General features: G+C 65.5%; 24 protein-coding genes. 8 read left to right on the plus strand and 16 right to left on the minus strand.

The annotated features are described in order from the left end of the window. Positions 1 to 144: 144 nt before the first annotated feature. Positions 145 to 1,515 carry a cryptochrome/photolyase family protein gene (locus NJQ44_RS06810; RefSeq protein WP_254273931.1) on the plus strand — a complete coding sequence of 457 codons (1,371 nt, stop codon included), beginning with the start codon at positions 145 to 147 and terminating at the stop codon, positions 1,513 to 1,515. 9 nt (positions 1,516 to 1,524) lie between these two features. Here the strand turns inward: NJQ44_RS06810 and NJQ44_RS06815 are convergent, their stop codons facing one another. Next, positions 1,525 to 2,262 (minus strand): hypothetical protein, encoded by a 738-nt coding sequence (locus NJQ44_RS06815; protein WP_254273932.1) that lies wholly within the window; start codon positions 2,260 to 2,262, stop codon positions 1,525 to 1,527. Between the two features lie 86 nt (positions 2,263 to 2,348). Continuing rightward, positions 2,349 to 3,503, minus strand: a complete 1,155-nt coding sequence (locus NJQ44_RS06820; RefSeq protein WP_254273933.1) for a hypothetical protein — start codon at positions 3,501 to 3,503, stop codon at positions 2,349 to 2,351. 118 nt (positions 3,504 to 3,621) lie between these two features. Here NJQ44_RS06820 and NJQ44_RS06825 point away from each other — a divergent pair, with 118 nt between their 5' ends. From NJQ44_RS06825 to NJQ44_RS06835, 3 genes are all read left to right on the plus strand, one after another. Further along, entirely contained in the window at positions 3,622 to 4,857 is a 1,236-nt protein-coding gene (locus NJQ44_RS06825; protein WP_254273934.1) for a digeranylgeranylglycerophospholipid reductase, read from the plus strand. Between the two features lie 77 nt (positions 4,858 to 4,934). Beyond that, a complete protein-coding gene (locus tag NJQ44_RS06830; RefSeq protein WP_254273935.1) occupies positions 4,935 to 5,651 on the plus strand; it encodes an NAD(+)/NADH kinase in 717 nt (238 codons plus the stop codon). A gap of 50 nt (positions 5,652 to 5,701) precedes the next feature. Beyond that, positions 5,702 to 6,163 carry a DUF7313 family protein gene (locus tag NJQ44_RS06835; RefSeq protein ID WP_254273936.1) on the plus strand — a complete coding sequence of 154 codons (462 nt, stop codon included), beginning with the start codon at positions 5,702 to 5,704 and terminating at the stop codon, positions 6,161 to 6,163. Positions 6,164 to 6,425: 262 nt separating this feature from the next. Here NJQ44_RS06835 and NJQ44_RS06840 read toward each other — a convergent pair whose 3' ends face one another. The 8 genes from NJQ44_RS06840 to NJQ44_RS06875 all read right to left on the minus strand — a co-directional run bounded on the left by NJQ44_RS06840 (position 6,426) and on the right by NJQ44_RS06875 (position 11,576). Then, positions 6,426 to 6,695 (minus strand): DUF7314 family protein, encoded by a 270-nt coding sequence (locus tag NJQ44_RS06840; RefSeq protein WP_254273937.1) that lies wholly within the window; start codon positions 6,693 to 6,695, stop codon positions 6,426 to 6,428. Continuing rightward, entirely contained in the window at positions 6,688 to 7,029 is a 342-nt protein-coding gene (locus NJQ44_RS06845) for a DUF7315 family membrane protein (RefSeq protein WP_254273938.1), read from the minus strand. The genes NJQ44_RS06840 and NJQ44_RS06845 overlap by 8 nt, the downstream gene beginning before the upstream one ends. Positions 7,030 to 7,140: 111 nt before the next feature. Continuing rightward, entirely contained in the window at positions 7,141 to 7,908 is a 768-nt protein-coding gene (locus NJQ44_RS06850; RefSeq protein ID WP_254273939.1) for a cytochrome b family protein, read from the minus strand. A 4-nt stretch (positions 7,909 to 7,912) separates the two neighbouring features. Next, a complete protein-coding gene (locus NJQ44_RS06855) occupies positions 7,913 to 8,716 on the minus strand; it encodes a cytochrome b (RefSeq protein ID WP_254273940.1) in 804 nt (267 codons plus the stop codon). Positions 8,717 to 8,719: 3 nt separating this feature from the next. Then, entirely contained in the window at positions 8,720 to 9,580 is an 861-nt protein-coding gene (locus NJQ44_RS06860; protein WP_254273941.1) for a ubiquinol-cytochrome c reductase iron-sulfur subunit, read from the minus strand. A gap of 1 nt (position 9,581) precedes the next feature. After that, positions 9,582 to 10,001 (minus strand): DUF7318 family protein, encoded by a 420-nt coding sequence (locus NJQ44_RS06865; RefSeq protein ID WP_254273942.1) that lies wholly within the window; start codon positions 9,999 to 10,001, stop codon positions 9,582 to 9,584. After that, a complete protein-coding gene (locus NJQ44_RS06870; RefSeq protein ID WP_254273943.1) occupies positions 10,001 to 10,663 on the minus strand; it encodes a halocyanin domain-containing protein in 663 nt (220 codons plus the stop codon). Before NJQ44_RS06870 ends, NJQ44_RS06865 begins: the two co-directional genes overlap by 1 nt. Before the next feature lie 61 nt (positions 10,664 to 10,724). Next, entirely contained in the window at positions 10,725 to 11,576 is an 852-nt protein-coding gene (locus NJQ44_RS06875; protein ID WP_254273944.1) for a DUF7319 domain-containing protein, read from the minus strand. Between the two features lie 135 nt (positions 11,577 to 11,711). Here NJQ44_RS06875 and NJQ44_RS06880 point away from each other — a divergent pair, with 135 nt between their 5' ends. Together NJQ44_RS06880 and NJQ44_RS06885 are read left to right on the plus strand one after the other, a co-directional pair. After that, on the plus strand, positions 11,712 to 12,194 hold the full coding sequence (locus tag NJQ44_RS06880) for a DUF7321 family protein (protein WP_254273945.1): 483 nt from the start codon (positions 11,712 to 11,714) through the stop codon (positions 12,192 to 12,194). An 80-nt stretch (positions 12,195 to 12,274) separates the two neighbouring features. Next, complete coding sequence (locus NJQ44_RS06885; RefSeq protein ID WP_254273946.1) at positions 12,275 to 12,790, plus strand: universal stress protein; 516 nt, start codon at positions 12,275 to 12,277, stop codon at positions 12,788 to 12,790. On the opposite strand, the gene nth is transcribed toward NJQ44_RS06885, so the two are convergent. The 4 genes from nth to NJQ44_RS06905 form a co-directional block, all read right to left on the minus strand. Beyond that, positions 12,791 to 13,477: an endonuclease III gene (nth, locus tag NJQ44_RS06890; protein WP_254273947.1), complete on the minus strand. Its 687-nt coding sequence runs from the start codon at positions 13,475 to 13,477 to the stop codon at positions 12,791 to 12,793. Between the two features lie 108 nt (positions 13,478 to 13,585). Then, positions 13,586 to 14,050 carry a redoxin domain-containing protein gene (locus NJQ44_RS06895; RefSeq protein ID WP_254273948.1) on the minus strand — a complete coding sequence of 155 codons (465 nt, stop codon included), beginning with the start codon at positions 14,048 to 14,050 and terminating at the stop codon, positions 13,586 to 13,588. 105 nt (positions 14,051 to 14,155) lie between these two features. Then, the gene (locus tag NJQ44_RS06900; protein ID WP_254273949.1) at positions 14,156 to 14,440 is read right to left on the minus strand and encodes a hypothetical protein; all 285 of its coding nucleotides are present in this window, start codon (positions 14,438 to 14,440) and stop codon (positions 14,156 to 14,158) included. A gap of 16 nt (positions 14,441 to 14,456) precedes the next feature. Next, complete coding sequence (locus tag NJQ44_RS06905) at positions 14,457 to 14,981, minus strand: DoxX family protein (RefSeq protein WP_254273950.1); 525 nt, start codon at positions 14,979 to 14,981, stop codon at positions 14,457 to 14,459. 201 nt (positions 14,982 to 15,182) lie between these two features. Here NJQ44_RS06905 and NJQ44_RS06910 point away from each other — a divergent pair, with 201 nt between their 5' ends. Beyond that, on the plus strand, positions 15,183 to 16,640 hold the full coding sequence (locus tag NJQ44_RS06910) for an RtcB family protein (RefSeq protein WP_254273951.1): 1,458 nt from the start codon (positions 15,183 to 15,185) through the stop codon (positions 16,638 to 16,640). A gap of 51 nt (positions 16,641 to 16,691) precedes the next feature. Continuing rightward, positions 16,692 to 17,096, plus strand: coding sequence for a universal stress protein (locus NJQ44_RS06915; RefSeq protein WP_254273952.1), 405 nt, complete (start codon positions 16,692 to 16,694; stop codon positions 17,094 to 17,096). Between the two features lie 11 nt (positions 17,097 to 17,107). On the opposite strand, the gene NJQ44_RS06920 is transcribed toward NJQ44_RS06915, so the two are convergent. Both NJQ44_RS06920 and NJQ44_RS06925 read right to left on the minus strand, forming a co-directional pair. Next, positions 17,108 to 17,371, minus strand: coding sequence for a hypothetical protein (locus tag NJQ44_RS06920; RefSeq protein WP_254273953.1), 264 nt, complete (start codon positions 17,369 to 17,371; stop codon positions 17,108 to 17,110). Positions 17,372 to 17,473: 102 nt separating this feature from the next. Further along, entirely contained in the window at positions 17,474 to 18,613 is a 1,140-nt protein-coding gene (locus NJQ44_RS06925; protein WP_254273954.1) for an acyl-CoA dehydrogenase family protein, read from the minus strand. Positions 18,614 to 18,639 lie beyond the last annotated feature (26 nt).

Below are 18,639 nucleotides of genomic sequence, written 5' to 3' on the forward strand. Positions count from 1 at the left end.
ACGTGGGCGATACCGCGAGTTCGGGACGGTATCGGTGCCCGCGACCGCACAGCGTCCCTGTTACCGCACCGTTCTCACTGCCACGCCGTCGCACACACAACTGGATTGGGTCCGGACCATAAGTGCGCGGTCCCAACCTGAGGTATGCACGTCTTCTGGCACCAGCGGGACCTTCGGATTCCGGACAACCGCGGCCTCTCGCTCGCGGCGAACGACGCCGACGTGGTCCCCGTCTACGTCGTCGACTCCGACCTGCTGAAGAAGGTCGGCAAGCGCCAGCGCGCCTTCTTCATGCGCGGTGTTCGTGCCCTGAAGCGGCAGTATCGCGAGCGCGGGAGTGACCTCGTCGTTCGCTCGGGGTCCGCCGTCGACGTTCTCTCCGAGGTGGTCGAGGAGCACGATGCCGACCGGGTGTTCTACAACGAGCACTACCGACCTGCGCGGCGGAACCGCCAGCGCCGCGTCGACGACGCCCTCCCCACGAAGTCCCTGACCGACCTGTTGCTCGTCGACCCCGCCCGACTCGACCAGCGGTACGAGAACCACAGTCGGTTCTACGACGACTGGCAGGCCGTCCAGAAACTGCCACCTGCCGAGACGCCGGACGACGACTCGCTGGCCGCCGTCAGCGACTCGAAGACTGCGCCGGAAATCGAGGCCGATATCGACCTTCCCGCGGCGGGCTACGACGCTGCCCGCGCCCGCTGGGACCGGTTTCTCGCCGACGGCATCGAGACGTACAACGACACGCGCGACGACATGCAGGCGGCCGTCGAACGACCGGTCGGGGCCGTCTCGCGCATGTCGCCGTACCTCGCGGCGGGGATGATAGGCATCCGCGAAGTGTGGCGCGACGCCAGCGACCGCCACGCCGTGGTCGGCGCCGACGGGAAGCGCAACGTCCAGAAGTACCGCTACGAACTCTCGTGGCGCGAACAGAGCTACCACCTGCTGTACCACAATCCGACGCTCCTGACGGCGAACTACAAGTCCTTCCCGAACGCCATCGAGTGGGAGAACGACCCAGAGCACTTCGAGGCGTGGAAACGCGGCGAGACGGGGTATCCGCTGGTCGACGCGGGGATACGGCAACTGGACGCGGAGGGGTACGTCCACAACCGACCCCGACAGAACGTCGCCTCCTTCCTCACGAAACACCTGCTCACCGACTGGCGGAAGGGCGCGCGGTACTTCACGAAGCGACTGGTCGACCACGACCCGGCCTCGAACTACGCCAGTTGGCAGTGGACGGCCTCGACGGGGACCGATTCGGTCGACGTGCGCATCTTCGACCCGGTGGCGCAGATGAGCAAGTACGACAGCGGGGCCGACTACGTCACCGAGTACGTCCCGGAACTGCGCGGCGTACCGGCCTCGAAAATCGTCGATTGGCCGACGCTCCCGGCGGCGGAACGCGAGGAACTCGCGCCCGACTATCCCGGGCCGATAGTCGACCGGAACGACGCGTACGAACGGGCACAGCGGGTGTTCGAGCGGGCACTCGGGAAGCGGTAGGTGCGGGAGTCAGCGGTCGGCCATCCGCACGCTACAGTGCAGACAGACCGTCTCTCCGGCCACCCAGTTCACGTCGGTCCGGTCGCAGTCGGGACACCGGAAGTTCGCGTTGTTGAACTCTGTGGTTCCGCGCGGGACGTGCAGTATCCCGGCGTCGAGCACCGCGTCGACGACTCCGGGGAACGTCCGCCGTTTGAACGCCGGGCGGTGTGTGAGGTAGCCGACGGACCCGGTGTCGCTCCCGTGGATATCGTCCCACGCGACCTCTGCGCTCGTGTTCCGAGAGGCGTGCAGTACGACTTCGTTCGCGGCGTCGAACGTCGGCGCTGTCACCTGCTCCATCGGGTCGACGGGTGCACAGGCGCGGTAGCGGTCGGCGGCGTCGGTGTAGGCGTCGCCCGGGTCGGCCCCGCGGACCGCTCTCGCGTCGCCGACGAACTCGGAGAACAGTGCGCTCTCGACGCCCTCCCGGACGTGGTCGCGTTGCTCGCCCGCGAGCAGTTCGACTTCTCGACACCGCGTCTCTCCTCGGTCGTCCAGTCCCACCAGTCGGAAACAGAGGCCAGCGAGCGTCAGCGACGCGAGTCCCTTCGCCGTCCGTCCCCTGCCACCGGGTTCGAGTAGCGTGCTGCCGGTGTCGCTGCCGCCGAAGCGCCGGTGGGCGTCGTGAGTGTACGACTGCGCGGCCGCGAGGTAGTCTCTGTCGACGAGGTGGGACACCGCCGCCGAGCGAGCGTTCGTGGTCACGTGGAAGATAGGCGATACAGGAGTAACTACGGCATACCGACGTGGTTGGGTGTGCGCTGTGACAACGCGGCGGTACGAGAAACCGCTCAGCGGTGGCCGGGCAACACACTCGGGTCGCCCGAGCGATAGATGTACTCGACAGCGACGCCAGTCAGCGGCGACTCGGCGGCCGTGGCGTACTCTTTGGCGAGGTTGAGGTACTGTTCGGTGATGTCGACGACCCGCGTGTAGGCCGCCCGGTCGTCCGGCGCGAGGAGGTACTCCGCCGTCACGGGCGTCAACTGTCCTTCGGCCCGGTCGTCAGCGTAGTCGTCCACGTCGTCCAGCCACACCTGGGCGCCGATGATAGCGAGGACGATGGCCTTCGCGAAGTCGTCGTCGATGTCCAGTCCGGCGAGTCGATAGAGGTCGAGCATTCCGTCGTAGATGACCCCCACGCGGGCGTACTGCGTCTTGCTGTAGGGGAGTTGCTTCTCGGCCTCGGTCAGCGCCGCCGGGTCCTCATCGTAGTCGGCGAACTTGTACTCCTCGCGGATGGCGTCTTTCGCGTCCTCGTCGCCGTCCTCGGCGGCCGTCATCAGGTCGCGGAAGTAGTCGTCGCGGTCCTGATGGGCCTCGGAGTAGTCGACGGCCCACTGGTAGGCGTCGGCGACGACGGGGGGCATCTGGTCTAGGAGGCCGTCGAGGTGGGACTGTAACGCGGCCTGCGCTGTCTCAGCGACCCGGCGTGGGTCGGCGTCGATGTCCGTCTCGAAGTCCTCGAACTCGTCGTCGTTGATGGCGTCGCGCATGTCGCCGTCGACCAGCGCTTCGATGGAGAGACGGGTCATCTGCTCGGCGCGGACGACCTGCTCGCGCGGCGAGATGTCGGGCGTGTCGCCGCTCAGGCCCGCCGTCTCGACGGGCGGGACACCGGTGGCGATGTTATCGGTCACCGGGTCAGTGCCGGCGTCTCGACGGGCCTCTCGATAGACGTACCCGAGCGTCAACTGCGCGGGCAGGATGAGTTTCGTGTCGTAGCGAAAAGAGACGGGGCGGCCGAACTCGTCTTCGAGCGCCGCCTCGACGCGGTCGTACACGTCGTCGAGCATCCGTTCGGTCCGGTCGTCGATTTCCGACTTGAGCGAGAGGCTGCTGTAGTCGAACACGCCGGTGTCCGCGTAGTAGCCGAGGACCGACCGGAGTGCGGTCGGGAGCCTTCGACTGTCGGCGAGCGCGCCAGCCCCTGTCTTGAGCACCATGTATCGTCTCTCCGAGTGTGGCAACTGCTGTGGTTGGCGGGTCCTTTACCCTTTCGAGAGACGGCGCGTCGGCGGTAGATAAAGCAAGACTGATAACCGATACGAGTAACCCACAAGCATGCGCGACCGCTTTGACGTGGTGATTGCCGGGGCTGGTCCCGCGGGCGGCCAGTGTGCTCGTGACTTAGCCGAGCGGAACTACGACGTACTGGTCCTCGAAACCGAGTCGGAATCGGACTTCCCACGTCAGAGCAACAAATCGACGGCCGGGACGTTCCCCTCTGCGATGACGGCCTTCTCGATCCCGGACGACGTCGTGATGCACTACACCGACAAGGTCGTCCTCGAATCGCCGAACGACCACTACGTCCGTACCCAGACTGGCGCAGTGCTGGAGTTCGCCGATTTCAAGCGCTTCCTCGTCCGCGACAGTCGCGAGAAGGGCGCGACCTATCGCTTCGACTCGCGAGTCTCGGCCCCCATCATGGAGGACGGCGAGGTCGTCGGCGTCCGCTACGACGGCGACAGAGAGGTGTACGCCGACGTGATTATCGACGCGACGGGCCCGGCCGCGCCGCTGGCGAAGAAACTCGGCGTCTGCGACCTCAAACGCGAGAAGCAGGCCATCGGCATCGAGTACGAGTACGAGGGCGTCGACATGAATCGGGCGGGCTACGCCGACCTCAACGACGCGATGATGCTCCGCCTCGACCACGACCTCGCGCCCGGCGGCTACTCGTGGATTTTCCACACCGGTGAGGACACCGCGAAGGTCGGCCTCTGTTACATTCAGAACGCGGCCCACCACGACTACTCGAAGGAGGGCATGGGCATCGACGACTACCTCGAATACTGGTTAGACAGGGACCCCCGCTTCGAGAACGCCGAACGAATCGAGGGGAAACACGCTCATCGTGGCTCGGCACACATTCAGCCGCCGGCCTCCCTGAGCACGGACAACTTCATGGCCATCGGCGACACCGTCCCCAGCATCGACCCGCTCTGGGGCGAGGGCATCCACAAGGGCATGAAATCCGCCCGCGCCGCCGCGGCCACCGTCGACGCCGCCCTCACCCCGAACGACCCGGACACGTCCGCGGAGTCGCTGGCGGTCTACGATCAGTTGTGGCACAGCGACGTGGCCCCGAAACAGCGAACGCGACTGACGATGACCGAACTGCTGTACCTCGCGCCAAACGAGCGCTACGACCAGTTGATGGCCGACCTCCAGCAGACCGACGACGACGTGCTGACCGAGGTCAACTCTGGCAACCGACGGGCGTTCGCCCAGTTGTTCCACCTCTCTGACCTCCCGCTCTTGGCGAAGTACGCTCGCCAGCGACTCTCGAACTGACGAACCGCGCCGCGACGCGCGGACCGAAAAAAACCGAGTGCGGCAGGCTTTTCTCCGCCCGACCGGATTCTCTCACAATGAGTAACACGGTGGGCGTCGTCGGCGACGCCGGTGTCGCCGAGGCGGTTCGGGACGCTGGCTACTCGGTCGTTCGGGGGACCCCTGAGGACGTGCCGACCGCCGACAGCGTCGTCGCTGTCGGAAGCGACGCGGTGCGTGCCGTCGCCACGGCCGACGGCGATTCGCTCGTCCTCCCGGTCGACGCTGGTCGGGGCGTCCGCTCCGTTTCTCGGGCGGCCGTCGGGGACGCCGTGGACGCGCTCGACGACGCGACGGTGGAACGACACCCCGTGCTGTCGGTCACGGTCGCCGGAGAGCCAACCGGCATGGCCGTGTGGGATGTGACGGTCGTCACGGCCGACGCCGCCCACATCTCGGAGTACGCCATCCAGACGCCGACCGACGCCGTGGGCAAGTTCCGGGCCGACGGCGTCACGGTCGCGACGCCCGCCGGGTCACCCGGCTACGCCCGCCGCATCGGCGGGCCGATTCTCGCACCGTCGGACGCCGTCGGCGTCGTCGCACCCGTCGCGCCGTTCGCGACCAGTCCCGACCACTGGGTCCTCCCGATCGACGCCCTCTCGCTGTCGGTCGAGCGCGACGAGGCCACCGTCGCGCTGTTCGTCGACGGGACGCGACGGGGAACTGTCGACTGCGGGGACGCAGTGTCGCTCGCGCTGTCCGGCACCGCGCGAGTCGCGGTCGTCGGTGCGAGCCGCTCGCGCTTCGACTGACCCCGCCCTGATTGGAAAGACACTAATGGCCCTCGGACGGAGACACGAATATGCAGCCATCCGTAACCCTCTTCGGGCCACTGGACACCATTATGGGGAGTACGGCTCCCGGGGACGTGCTCGTTATCGAGTATATCCTCTTCGTGCTGGTGGTTGCCAACTTCGGGACGCGCCTGTTGGCCCACAGACGACAGACTGCGCAGTACGCCGACGGCGGCGCGGACGAAATCAGTCGGCATCCGGCCCACCTCGCAAGTAACGTCTTGCTGGTCGTCACGTCGTTGTACTACATGACGCTCGCTCACCACGGCGGCATGGTCATGTCCGTTCTCGTCCTCGGGATGGTCATCACCGACTTCTTCGAGTTCGAGTCGCGAAAAGTCGAAGCCCGCAGTGACCTCGCGCTCGAACGCCCGAAGGGCGCGGTCACCGCGGCGATGGTCGTCCTGCTGTACGCGAGCTATCAGAGCCTTTTCTGGCTCATCAAGGCTCCGTGGCAGGCCATCGTCTGAAATCGTCACGTCTCCGTTTTCGGTAGTTTCCTCCGGACGAGCGGTGCCGCTGTTGCCCACAGCGACGTGTCGCTACACGTCACCGGCCCGAGTAGGGTAACCTGGCCGAACTCACGTACGTCGCCATCGTCACGCAGGCCGCCATATTCGTTTCTGTGCTACGGCAGTCCTGCCGCGGCTAACCGCGCTGGTGTGCTGTCGGACCGAAACCGTCGACCGGCGGCGGCGCTGCTCAGGGCTCGCTATCGTGAAAAGAGACGACTTACGCCGACCGCTCGTCGAGGTACTCGCGCAGTTCTTCGAGCAGCGGAATGAGGACCCAGAACGTCAGGGCCCCGAAGATGGCGAACCAGAAGAACACGTCCATCAGGGCCAGTGCGATGCTGTCGAACAGGGTGGGCTCCTCGACGGTCACCTCGCCGATGAGCTGTGCTCCCTCGAAGCTCGGTGTGCGGTACCAGCCCGCGATAGTCATCCAGCCGAGTCCGCCGACCATCAGCGCGCCGAACCCTTTGATGAACTCGTCAGCCATTATCTGAGTGTTCGTTAGCGTCGTCTTTAGACTTTCCCATCTCCTCGGTGCGAAATCGCGTCGAGAAGGCGTAGACGACGGTCCCCAACAGGATGAGGCCGACGCCGCCGATAGCCACCGGCACGTCTATCTCCGACGCTGGGGCGGAGGCGCGGTCGGTGGCGACGTCGACGAGGATGAACCCGCCGACGACGCTGAACACCGCGATGAGCGTCGAGAACACCGTGACCGTCTTGTAGACCCGTAGCGGCACGACCACGTCACGCGACCCCTCGGCGCTCCGCACGCCAGTGAGGTCCGGGTCGTCCTCCGTGGCGGATTGGTCCTCGGTCATTACCACCGCTAGGGCTGGGAGCTACTTTACTGCGGCGAGACGGGGACAATGCGTCGCCGCGCGTCGCTCGCGAACGGTAGTGTGTGGCGGGAAAACGGGTAGACGAACGCGTTACTTCGGCGGGCGGAGTCGGTAGTACCGGCGGTTGAGGTCGAACATGTAGCCCTCGCGCATCGTCTTCAGCACCGCGTAGGTGATGGTGCCCGCGACGATGGGGACGAGGAACGTCAGGTCGAACAGCAGGTGCGAGTCCATCGGGATGAGGTTCTTGATGGACAGCGCGGCGATGGTCAGGCTGAAGATGACGCCAGCCATCCCGACGGCGGCCCAGAAGGGCTGCTCGACGGGGCGGCGCGCCGACCCCTTGTTGAGGAAGGGGACGATAGCGACGAAGCCGACGACGACCACGTTCGCCAGCACGCCGTAGGTCCGGTCGGCCATCAGTTTCTGTCCGCCGAGGATGGACAGGTCCGGGTTCAGCGGCCCGAGTTTGAGCAGGCCGAACGACCAGTAGAGGTACCAGTCGGGCAGGATGATGGCGGGGGTCACGCCGGAGTTCGCCGCGTTGGGCATCTCCGGCGGGAGCGCCGCCGAGAGGAACAGAATCATGCCGACGAAGAAACTCGTCAGCGCGAGGTTCCGAATCATCTCGTGGGGCCACGCCGGGAACGCCAGCACGTCGCGTTCGACGTAGTCGGACTCCTGTCGGAGGTCCTGGTCCTCGCGGCGGGCACGCTCGAAGTACTCGTAGGTGAGCCGCGAGAGGCCCTGCGACCGCTGTTTGCGCTCGGACCACGTGGGGGTCTCGTCGTCAGGCGCGACGATGCCACCGCCCGAGCCGTCTGTGCGAACGTCGTCGTTGGTTTCGTTGTCGCTCATTGTATCAGTGTGGTTCCGCGATGCCCTGCATCCAGACGATGCCGATGTGGACGGCGATGAGCGCCGTCGTGATGAACGGCAGGAAGAACACGTGCAGGATGTACATCCGTTGCAGCGTGGACTGCGAGAGTGTGAACCCGCCGAACATCAGTTGTGCCACCCATTCGCCGATGAGCGGGATGGAAAGCGACATCTCGACGCCTATCTGTCCGGCCCAGAACGATAGCTGGCTCCACGGGAGCAGGTAACCGGTGTACCCGAACACCAGCGTCAGGGAGATGAGGATGATGCCGATGAGCCAGTTGAGTTCGCGGGGCTCCTTGTACGCGCCCGTGAAGTAGACGCGGAGCATGTGGAGGAACACCGCCGCGACCATGACCTGCGCGGCCCAGCGGTGGACCGACCGCAGGAAGTAGCCGAGGTTCAACTGGCCCATGATGAGCAGCACCGAGTCGTACGCGACGGTCGGCGACCCGTCGGCGGCGGCCGCCGCGGGCGCGTAGTAGAAGCCGAGTAGCGCGCCGGAGATGGCGGCCACGACGTACGCGATGGTCGAGAACGACCCGAGCGCGTACAGCGGGTACCAGTACCAGAACTTGTTGTCGAGGTTGTACTGCTCGGTGTGGCTCTTCGGCATCTGCATGTTGACCTTGTAGTAGAGGTCCTCGAGGATTTCGAGGTAGTCAACGACGCGCAGGCGCTTATCGAGCCAGATGAGCGCGGTCAGATAAATCGATTCGAGCGGCGATAGCTCGCGCGATTCCATCCAGCCTTTGTGGTCGTGTTCGTCTTTGCGTTCGAGACTCATTGTCTATGCCTGTGGGGGGCGTGGCAGTGCCACGAACTGTTTCTGGACGGGACTGAACGGGTTGTACACGGATTGGTGGCACTGACAGTAAATTCTGTCCTCTGCGCCGAAGTTCACGCTCCCCTCCTGCGTCTTGAAGCCCGGGACACAGCAGAAGTGCGTACACTTGTTCAGCCACGCGATGAACCCGTCTTGGGTCGCTTCCGAGATGAAGTTCTGGATGTTGTTGGGCAGGTCACCGTACTGGCCCTCCCCGTTTGCCATCTTCTCGATTTCGACGGATCGGAGAATCTGTATCGGAACGCCACTGTCCTCGTCGCCCGCGCGCCAGTTGGCGCTCGCGGGTTTCCCGAGGCCGGACCGTCCGATACCGTTGCCCCACTCTTGGTAGTCGTCGAACATGTCGACGGTGAGCGGTGCGCCTCGCTCCACCTCTCCCTGCCACGCGAACGACCCCGGACTGTTCAGGAACGTGTTCGTTCGCTCGGCCTGCGGGTAGATACCGGGCGAACTCTGAATACCGCAGTACTGGAACCACGCGGAGGAGTAGTCGATTCCGCTGCCGCCGAAGTCCGGCGCGATTGCGACGCCCGCTTCGGGGTCGAACTCCGGCCAGAGGCCGGATATCTCGCCGCCGTTGATTTCGATGGGGATGATGGGCATCCCACGCGGTGCTGGACCGTCGGTGTTCTCGACGCCGACGAACGTAGTCGTCCCGCCGCCTTCTCCGGCGGCGTCAGTCGTTGCGTCGACGGCCGCGGCACCGCCGACTCCGACGCTGGAGAGCGCGGCGCTGCCGACGACTCCCTTTACGAAGCGCCGACGACCTGTCTCGGCTGGATACTTGTCTTCGTCTAGTGGCATATTACTTCTTGTAGTAGGGGTAGACTGCGCGTTTGATCGTGTCGACCAACTGTTCCTCGTCGGCGAGAGAGGCCCCGTCGACGTCCTCCTGCCGGATGTAGAGGTCCTCCCACTTGCGACGGCGCTTCTTGACGATCATCACGTCCGGGAGGAACTCCTTGCGGTACAGCAGCATGATGAACGCCAAGTCGAGGAAGATGACGGTCAGGACGCCGCCGAGGAACATGTTGGCCTCGATGAGTCGAACCGTCAGCGTCGTCCCGATACCGGACGCCCATCCGGTGAGCATCCCGTAGGTGAACAGGCCGACGAGGGCGACCTGAATGACCGTCAGCAGGACGATACCCATCGCGGCGGCCGTGCTCTCGCGCGGCGGTTCGTACCGGTGGATGTCGCCGTAGGTGGAGCCTTCGGACGCCATCAGTTGTTCCCTCCGCTAGTGTGGGGCGATTCGCCGTACTTCAGTTGGAAGAACGTGAAGACGAGGGGGATGACCACCGCAAGCCCCGCGCCGAAGCCGACGTAGTGGGGCTGAATCGGGACGCCCGCGTAGTGGGGGTCCACCTCTTGCGGTCCGCCGCCACCGATTGTCTGGGTGGCGTAGTCCTCGCCGACGACGATTGCGCCCTTCATCTGGAGACCCTCGTGGGGGGCACAGAAGTACGTGTAGACGCCGTCCTCCTCGAAGGTGTGCTCGTAGTTGACGCCAGCGTTCGCGACTGCGCTACCCGAATCGATCGGGCCATCGCCGGTCGATTTGACGTTGTGGCCGCCGCCCTCGCCGGTCCACTCCCACTGGACAGTCGCGCCGTTGTCGACGTGGACGGCCGCGGGGCCGAATCCGTAGGCGCCGCCGTTCGCGTTGACACCGACTTCGACCGTCACGGTGTCCTGTCCGGTGGCGTCGACAGTGCTCGTCGGGCCGCCGAAGTTCCCGACTTGATCGAGATAGCCGCCGTAGTCCGGTGCAGTTTCGCCGCCGCCGCCGCCCTCTTCCTGGGCAGCGGTTGTCCCGGCGGCTCCGAGGGTGGCCGCAGCACCTGCGGCACCTCCTGCGGTCCGGACGAACTCCCGCCTGTTCATATACGTCCCGAAGTCAGGACTGTGTTTGTATAAACCCACCGGATACCGCCCGCAGGCACCGTCACGCACCGACTTCGTCGGTTTCGTTGGTCTCCGTCTCGTGCCCTCCGTTCTGGGGGTCGAGTTCGGGGACGAAGTCGGGCCGTTCGCCGTCTTCCAGGCCGACAGCGCGGAGTCGGTCCCGGTACTCCTCGGCGCGGAATTTATCGGAGAGGCGGGCGTTCGCGACGGTGAAAAAGAGCACCAGCGCGATGCCGACGAACGCGAGTCCGGCGACGAACAGCGCCACGATGTTGACTCCGGGACCGCCGACGACGCCCGCGACGGCCAGGACGCCGCCACCCAACAGCGCGAGGCCAGCGAGCAGTTGCGCGCCCGCGATGACCTGCAACATCCGGTTGCCGAGTTCGCCGCCGCCCTCCGGGACCTCGTCCGGTTCCGGGAGCGGGTTGTCGGGTACGCTCTCGGGCACGTCGTAGGAGTCCATCGAGCACAGCGCCACCGTCGGCTTCACGTCCCGGAGGACGGTGCCCTCGCCCTCCACGCTTCCGTCGGGGCGGACGATGGCGTATCCCTCGTCGGAGTATGCGAGGACGTGCGGCGGCGTGTGGTGGCGTTCGATGCGGGCGAACACGTCCCGACTGGACACCCGATTTCGGAGGTCCTTCGTGACCCGGTCCAGCAACTCGTCGCCGGTAATCCACGTGTCGGCGTCGAAGGCCGCGTCCCACTCCTCGGGAGTCATCTCGGCCATGTCCGTCGGCCCGAAGTTGTCGAAGTCGTACTTCTCCTCGACTTGTTCGCGGAGCGCCGCGACGGACTGCTCGTCGGCGTCACCATCGCCGTCGACTGTCTGGTCGGCCAGCGTCTCCGTCGCGTCGGTGTCCTGCTGTTCCTCAGACGGGTCGGCCATTGTCGGAGATACGGTTGGGGTACCGAAAAACGTGTCGTGACCGACCGTCGCCGCCCACTGCACACGAGGGCGACGGATACCGCTCGCAACGCGGCGTTCGGACAGGTTTTACCGCTCGCTCGCTAACGCCCGCTCATGGTGTCCGAGAGCGTCGTCGCGAGCGTCGCGCTGGTGTCGGTGACACTCAGTTTCCCGTGTTTCGTCTACGGCGCGTACTACATCATCGAGACGGAACCGGTCACGTGGGACGTGTTGGTGCACCACCTGAAGTTCGTGGTGACCGGCCTCGCGCTGACGACGGTTCCGATGGTGTTCTGGATGGCCCCGCGACTCCCGGACCAACTGGGCGGCCTGTCGGCGGTCCACGCGTACCTCGGTCTGCAAGCGTACGCGCTGTTGCTGTTCGGCGGGACCGGCATCGTCCGCATCTTTCGGGCCAAGCGCGAACACGACCTGTACAACGACTACGACGAGGACCTCTTGCTCGACGAAATCGGCGGCGAGCAGATGAGCCACTGGCGCTCCCGCCTCCGCATCGGCGTCTTCGGCTACGTCATCTTCTGGATGCTCGCGTACGTCGTCGGCGCGGCGCGCTACGTCCTCCGTTACCTCGTCTGAACGGCGGGACCCGGTTATCCACGACTCGATAATTCAAACAGATTGACAATAGTCGGTGGCGTACATCCGGTCGTCGACACATGTACGACCGAATCCTCTTTCCGACGGACGGCAGCCCCGGCGCGGAAGCGGCCCTCGACCAGACTATCGAACTGGCGTCGCTGTGCGATGCGACGGTCCACGTCCTCTACGTCGCCGACAGCGAAAACGAGGCGTCGCATCTGGTGATGTCCGACGACGACACCGGCTTTTCCGGGATGGTGAAGCCCGACGATGTCGAACGCGAGTCGGGAATGACCGAGAAGGGACGCGGCGGGATGCAACGGCTGGAGGCGGCTGGCGAGGAACTCGTCGAGGCCGCCGCCGCGGCGTTCGCCGACCGCGAAATCGAGACGGTCACGGAGGTCCGTCGCGGGAACCCCTACCGGACCATCCTCGACTACGCCGAGGAGGCCGACGCCGACCTCATCGTGATGCCGACGCACGGGCGACGCGGTATCGACCGCTTCCTGCTGGGAAGCGTCACCGAGAAGGTGGTCCGAACGGCCGAGATACCGGTCCTGACGGTCCGTCTCGGCGACGACGAACAGGCGTAGTTACGCCCACGCCTCGCCGGAGGCGAGGTCGGTGTCGCTGTCGCCTTTCTCCGACGGGCAGATGTCCGCGAGCACGCACGCTTCGCAGTCGGCCGAGCGCGCGCCACACACCGCGCGGCCGTGATCGATGAGCAGGTGGGTGAACTGCTGCCACTCGTCTTCGGGAACCACGTCGAGGAGGTCCTGTTCGATGGCTTCGGGCCGCTCCTCGTCGGTCAGACCCAGACGGCGTGAGAGTCGCTGGACGTGTGTGTCGACGACGATGCCCTCCACGATGTCGTGGCCGTGTTGCAGGACGACGTTGGCGGTCTTTCGGCCGACGCCGGGGAGGTCGGTCAGCGCCGTCATCGTGTCGGGGACTTCGCCGTCGTGTTCTTCGACGATTTTCTCGCCGATACCCTTGAGGTAGCCGCCCTTGTTGTTGTGGAACGTGATGCCGTAGATGTCCTCGGCGAGTTGCTCCTCGCTCGCCTCAGCGTAGTCCTCCGGAGACCGGTACTTCTCGAAGAGGTCTGCAGTCACTTCGTTCACTCGCTCGTCGGTGCACTGCGCCGAGAGGACGACGGCGACGAGCAGTTCGAGCCGGTTCGCGTAGTTCAGCGAGATGGTCGAATCGGGGTACTCCTCGTGCAGTCTGTCGACGACTTCCGTGGCCTGCGCCTCGCGCGAATCGAGCGGCGTTCCCATACCCACTCGACTGTGCGGAACCGACTTTGTGCTATCGCTCCCGGCGAGTGAGGCGGGTCACGTCGCGTCGGTGTGAACGCTCCGGCCCGCGCCCGGTCAGCATGGTAGTCACAGGTCCGCGACGGCAGAGCGAATCGGCTCGATATCGGGTGGTTCGCCGCCCGGCGCGTCCCTGTGGTCGGCCCACGCGAACCGGACCCGACAGCGCCCGTCGACGAGGAACGCCGCTCGTCGCGTCGTCCCGTCAGGTCGTTGGACGCCGAACTGCGCGTCGACGCCCGGATGGTCCGCGAGGAGCGGAAACGGTAGTTCCAGTTCGTCGGCGAACTGCCGATGGTCGTCGAGACTGCCGGGCGCGACGCCGAAGACGGCGATGGCGTCGGTGAGCGCGGCCCAGTCGGTGTCCCGCAGGGCTTCGAGATACGCCGTACACGTCGGGGCGAAGTCCTCGGTGTAGAAGGCGACGAGCACCGGGGCCTGTTCGGCCGCCGTCGAAAGACGGTACGCCCCGACGCCCGCGCCAGCGGTCCCCTCCAAGTCGAAGTCCGGCGCTGGGTCGCCCGCGTCGAGCATACCCGCACAGAGTGACGGCGGGCGGAAAAGTCTCGCGGCGCTCTCGGTGTGACAGCCAAAAGGAGAAACGCAGCGTCGGGCAGTCCGTGCCGAGTCGTCGGCCGCTCAGTCGGCCGTCATCTCGCGCCGGTCGATGTCCCTGTCCTCCGCCGGGGCCATCATCCGGTAGGCCGCGTAGAGGCCGAGGACGGCGAGGCCCGCCAGCACGAGGCCGGTGCGGAGGACCGGGTCGACCATCGGCGTCGCCACGATTTCGCCCGCGTCGTTCGTCACCGGGGCCGCACCGTAGGGTGCTCCGGCGAGGATTTCGACGACGCCGAGGCCCACGATGCCCAGCAGCATCAGTCCGCCGCTCAGTGCCATTGCCGCTTTGTCGATGATATCAGTCATGTTCTTGGTCACCTCGTTAGCCCAGTATGTACCGGAGCTTCGGCCGCTGTTTGACGAACTCCAACTTCTCGAGGACCGCGTCGAGACCGTAGTACCGCCCGGCCCCGAACACGATCATCGTGCCGAACAGGAGCAGGCCCATCAGGTCGCTGTTGACGAGGCCGTGCCCGAATCCGGCGTTGCCGACCCAGAACAGGGTCATGAAGACGACCCCGCCCAGCGCCGCCAAGCGGGTCAGTGCGCCCGCTATCAGGGCTAGCCCGATGAGCGTCTCGAACAGCGGGACGCCGGGCTTGATGAGGAACGCGAGGTTGTTCCCCATCCAGACCGGAATCGGCCCCAGCGCCGTGCCGGTCATCTGTTGGAGGTAGGCCGGACCGTATCCGAAGGCCAGGCCGTCCTCGATGAGTTTGGTCACGCCAGCGTGGAAGAACCACCATCCGGTGACCACACGCAGGAGTGCCAGCCAGTACGCCGTCAACGGCCCGTCCAGTTCGAGTTCGAACTCGTCGGCCAGTGGGTTGGTTGCTTGGTAGGACATCGTCGTTACCTCACATATGGATGTCTGCCGGGGAACCCCATATAAACAGACGAGCGTTCCCATCGGCTGAAAACGGTTCTGGAGGGCTGAGAATGTAGAATTGTGCACATCAGGGAACTCTCCCTCGTTCGGGAGAGGGTTTTTACCGGCTGGGGGCTCTCCGTGAGATTCAACACACCGACCGGACTATCCACCACAGAGATGCCACTGGAGTTGGTCGGCGAGCACACGACGGCGCGGGTGATGGTCGAAGACGAGTCGCTGGTCGAGGCGGGGTGTCTGGCCCAGATTCAGCGCCTCGTCGACCACCCCGCGTTCACCGAACCCGTCCGCATCATGCCCGACACCCACTGGGGGGCGGGCGCTCCCATCGGGTTCACGATGCCGCTGGCTGACCGCATCGTGCCGAACGTCGTCGGCGTCGACGTGGGATGCGGGATGGCGGCGACGAACCTCGGACCGGAACTCCCGCTCGAAGACGCCGAACGCGAGCGTCGGGTCCGCGAGGCCGTTCCGATGGGCCGGGCGGTCCACGATTACGACGACGCGGTCCACCTCGTGGAGGAGTTCCCGTTCGAGCGGGCCAACGACGTGTTCCGGCAGTTCGACGACGCCTACGCCGACCGATTCGGCCAGCGCGTCGATCCGATAGAGTTCGACTTCGACGGCTACGACGGCGAGTACTTCGAGGACCTGTGTGAGCGAGTGCTGGCCGACCAGCGACAGGGGATGGGCCACGTCATCCAGAGCGTCGGGACGCTCGGGGGCGGCAACCACTTCGTCGAGTTCGCTCGCGCACGCGAAAGCGGCGACTACTGGCTGGTCGTCCACAGCGGGTCGCGATACCTCGGGAAGTCCGTCGCGGAGTACTGGCAGTCGAAAGCGACCGACCGGCGGGCCATCGGCGCTATCCGCTCGGAGATTCCCGAGGAGTACGCCGAGTACCTGCAGTTCGACCCGGAGACGGTGAGCGACGCGGACCTCTACGCGTGGGTCACCGGGGGCAAGGGCGAATCCCACATCCAGAAGGACCGACTGCGCCGGGAGTTGTCGGGCAAAGACATCGAGGACGCTTTCGACGCATTGGGGTCGCTCGGTCCACACGTGGGCGACGACGCGGACCGCGACGACGACCTCGATTGGCTGGACGGCCGGGAGGCTCACGGGTACTACGTCGACATGCTGTTCGCCCAGCAGTACGCCCGCTGGAACCGCGCGGTGATGAGCGACGCCATCTGCGAGACGCTGGGCGTCGACCCGGTCGACCGCTTCCAGAGCGTTCACAACTACGTCGACTTCCGCGACCTGACCGTCCGGAAAGGGGCGACCCCCGCCCGGGAGGGCCAGCGGTTGGTCGTCCCGTTCAACATGGCCGAGGGGTCCGTCCTCGCTCGCGGGAAGGGCAACGACGCCTACCACCAGACGGCTCCGCACGGCGCGGGTCGGGTGATGAGCCGCGGCGAGGCCCACGACGTGGTCGACATGGACGCGTTCGCCGACGCGATGGCGGACGTGTACTCGGAGTCCGTCGTCGAGAGCGTCCGCGACGAGGCGCCGATGGCTTACAAGGACGCCCAGCGCATCGTCGACGCCCTCGAACCCACGGCAGAAGTCGTCGATTGGCTAGACGCCGTTCACAATCTCAAGGCGACGACGTAGTCGAGGCCCGCGGGCGAAAAGAGATATGCTGGTCCGTGTTCTGTTGTGGGTATGACTATTCTCGTCGCGGTCGCCGACGACACGATTTCCGCGCCGGTCATCGACACGGCGATTCGTCTCGGCGAGGGGTTGGGACAGGAACTGTACGTCGTCCACCTGTTGGAAGAAGAAGTCGCCGACAGCGAGGCGAAACACGTTCGAGACCGTCTCAGAGAGCGCTTCGCCGACGAGACGGTCGTCGCAACGGTGGCGCTCGAATACGTGGGCCGCACACGGACCCGGTCGGGACCCAGAATCGCCGCGGAACTGCTGGAACTGGCCGCCGACGTGGACATCACCCAGATCGTCATGGGCCACGAACCCAAGGGACTGGCGGGTCGGCTGACCGCTGGAGACGTGGCCTTCGCCGTCGTCGATGCCGCGGACGTACCCGTGACGATTGTCCCGACCAGTTAGCCGCGTCGTCCTCAGTCGCTCGACTCCGCTGGCATCGCCTCGTCCTCGGCGATGCTGTTCGCGAGTTTGTCGAGGCCGAGCGTCGCGACGAAGAAGACGACGCCCGCGTACAACAGCGCCTGTGGCTCGACGAGGAAGCGAGCGAGGATATGGTTTCCGTACCCGATGAGAGCGGTGAGGAAGCCGAGCACCGACGTGGTCCAGCCGACGCCGGTGACCCCGGCCAATTGGTCGAGGGTCGCCTTGGTAGGAGTGGGTATCTTCTCCAGGTCCATACCGGGGTGGTTCCCTCACGTAGTATAGCTTTTCTCGTTGTGGGAACCTACCGACACGTGTCCGTACCTAGAACGTTAGTAACCGTATCCTACGGGAAACCATTACAGGCCCAATTCGCGGCCAAGCACTAACCGCTGTATCTCGCTGGTTCCCTCGCCAATTTCCATCAGTTTGGCGTCCCGATAAAACCGCTGCGGCGCGAAATCGGTGGTGTAGCCGTACCCCCCGAGCACCTGTACGGCGTCTTCGGCGACTTCCCGACATATCTCGCTCGCGTCCAACTTCGCGAGCGAGGAGATGCGCGTGGTGTCTGCGCCCTCGTCGTACATCGTCGCGGCCTTGTGTGTCAGCAATCGCGCACGCTCTATCTTTCGGTCCATCTCGACGAGTTTGTCCCGGATGGCGTCGAACTTCGAAATCGGTCGCCCGAACTGCTCGCGCTCGGTGGCGTACGATTTCGCGGCCTCGTAGGCCCCCTGCGCGAGTCCCACCGAGAGCGCGGCGATGGAGATGCGGCCGCCGTTGAGCGTCTCGAGCGTCTGGTCCCAGCCGTCGCCTTCCTCGCCGAGCAGTCTGTCGGCGGGAATCCGGCAGTCGTCGAACTGGAGTTCGCAGGTGGGCGAGGCGTTCAGTCCCATCTTCTCCCACTCGGTGGTGACCTCCCAGCCGTCGTCCTCCGGTGCGACGACGAACGTCGAGATGCCGTCGTAGCCCGCGCCGGGGTCCGTAACGGCCTTCACCAGTATCGACCCGGCGATAGAGGCGTTCGTGATGAACTGCTTGGTCCCGTCGAGCACCCACTCGTCGCCGTCTCTCTCGGCAGTGGTGTCCATGTCGCTGGCGTCGCTCCCGCTCCCGGGTTCGGTGAGCGCCCACGCGCCGAGGTGCTCGCCCGTCGCCAGCGGTTCCAGCCACCGCTCCTTCTGGTCGTCGTCGCCGAACAGTTCGATGGGTTTCGACCCCAGCGAGACGTGGGCGGCGTACGAGAGGCCGACAGACCCGGAGACGCGACCCAACTCCTCGCAGACGAGCGCGTACATCAACTGGTCACCGCCCAGTCCGCCCCACTCCTCGTCGATAGGGACGCCCATCACGTCCAACTGCGCGAGGTGGTCGAACACCTCGTTGGGGAAGCGGTGTTCGTCCTCGATGTCCTGTGCGATGGGGGCGATTTCCTCGTCGCAGAACTCCCGTACCGAGTCCCGAATCATGCGATGCTCTGCTGGGAGCGAGAAGTCCATAGTCCGTGTTTGTCCCCTGTCATCAA

Source organism: Haloarcula marina, assembly GCF_024218775.1.
Lineage (GTDB): Archaea > Halobacteriota > Halobacteria > Halobacteriales > Haloarculaceae > Haloarcula > Haloarcula marina.